The organism is uncultured Campylobacter sp., assembly GCF_938031315.1.
GTDB lineage: Bacteria > Campylobacterota > Campylobacteria > Campylobacterales > Campylobacteraceae > Campylobacter_B.
Genome location: NZ_CALHHT010000501.1, coordinates 1 through 1,537 on the forward strand (window position 1 = coordinate 1; position 1,537 = coordinate 1,537).

General features: G+C 51.1%; 1 protein-coding gene. It reads left to right on the forward strand.

Features of this window, described 5'->3' with window-relative positions; translation table 11 throughout:
- Positions 1-130: 130 nt before the first annotated feature.
- The gene (gene dcuC, locus Q0236_RS12350) at positions 131-1,522 is read left to right on the forward strand and encodes a C4-dicarboxylate transporter DcuC (protein WP_297918563.1); all 1,392 of its coding nucleotides are present in this window, start codon (positions 131-133) and stop codon (positions 1,520-1,522) included.
- Positions 1,523-1,537: the final 15 nt, after the last annotated feature.

The window sequence follows — 1,537 nt, forward strand, 5'->3', positions numbered from 1 at the left end:
AAAATTTCAATCAATCAAAGCTCGCGCAAAGTATCCTAGGGGAGGAAGCCGAAAAATAATCTCCGTTTTAGCTTAAAATATCGATGTTCGTAGTAAAATTCGCTCAAATTTTACTGCAAAAGGAGCTAAAATGGCTGCAGGTATTATTATCGGCACGGTGGTGCTGTTTATCGTGGGCTGGGCGATAGTGCGGGGCAAGTACGCGCCGCTCGTGCTTTTTCTTTCGGGCGTTTTTATGTTGATCTGCTCGGTCGCGCTGGGAACGGGGAATTTCATGCCTAAACAGGCCGTAGCGACGGGCAACGCCTACCTAAACATCATCGAGTTTATTCGCTATATGTTCTCAAACAGATTTGCAAATTTAGGTCTTATCATCATGTTTATGGTTGGCTTTGCTAGCTATATGACGCATATCGGCGCGAACCACGCTTTCGTCTCTATCGCTACGAAGCGCTTTGCTAGGATCAAAAATCCATACGTCATGGTCTTCGTCGCATTTGCGGTGGCTAAGCTCATCAGCATGGTTATCACTAGCGCGGTGGGGCTTGGCGTGCTATGCCTCGCGCTGCTAGGGCCCGTGCTCATCTCGCTTGGATTAAACAAACTCACCGTAGGCTCGATCTGCGCGATGTCCGGAGCCGCCTCGATGGTACTCATCGGCGCATCGACCGCCGCCGCGGCAAAGGCTACGCAGCTTAGCATTTTAGATTACGTTTTCATTTATAAAATTCCGGCTGCGCTTCCGACCTCGATCGTGATGGGTATCGCGCTCGTTTTTTGGAACAGGTATCTGGATAAAAAAGAGGGCTGGGTGTGTAGCGAGCACGTGGGCGAAGTGATGGAATTTGACGGCGCAGTGCAAAATCCCGAGGCCGCCGCGCCTAAAATTTACGCGATACTGCCGTTTTTACCGATGATTTTGGTGGTCGTATTTTCGCAGTACTGCATCGCCTCTATCAAGCTTGACATCTCGGCGATCATCATCCTCTCAGTCGTCATCGCGATGCTTTTTGAAGCGGTCAGGCATAGGTTTAAATTTGACCCGATCGCCGAAGGGGTCAAGGTATTTTTCCAAGCGATGGGCAAGAGCCTAAGCGGCGTCGTGATCCTTATCATCGCAGCGGGCGTATTTGCAGAAGGCTTTAAGGCTCTAGGTATGCTTGATAGTATCGTAGGGCTCGCAAATTCGCTTGGCTTTGGCGGCTTTGGCATGTCGGTGCTTTTTGTCGTCATCACTACGCTAGTTACGATCATCTCTGGCTCAAACGGCGCGAGCTTCTACCCGCTCATCGAGATGGTGCCTCATATCGCGGCTAAGCTAAACGTGAGCTCGGTTATGCTCGTGCTACCGATGCATCAGGCCTCCACTATCGCTCGCCCTCTCTCGCCCGTCGCAGGCGTGGTCGTCGCGATAGCGGGTATGCTAAAGTGCAGTCCGCTCGATATCGTCAAACGCTGCAGCGTGCCGGCGGTCTTGGGCCTGCTTAGCCACCATATTTTCGTATTTTTACTCTCGTTGTGAGGCGTAAAATGGAGC

Bases quoted from the DNA above. Each gene is read 5' to 3' on its own strand.
- dcuC (WP_297918563.1), top strand. From the start codon at position 131: ATGGCTGCAGGTATTATTATCGGCACGGTGGTGCTGTTTATCGTGGGC.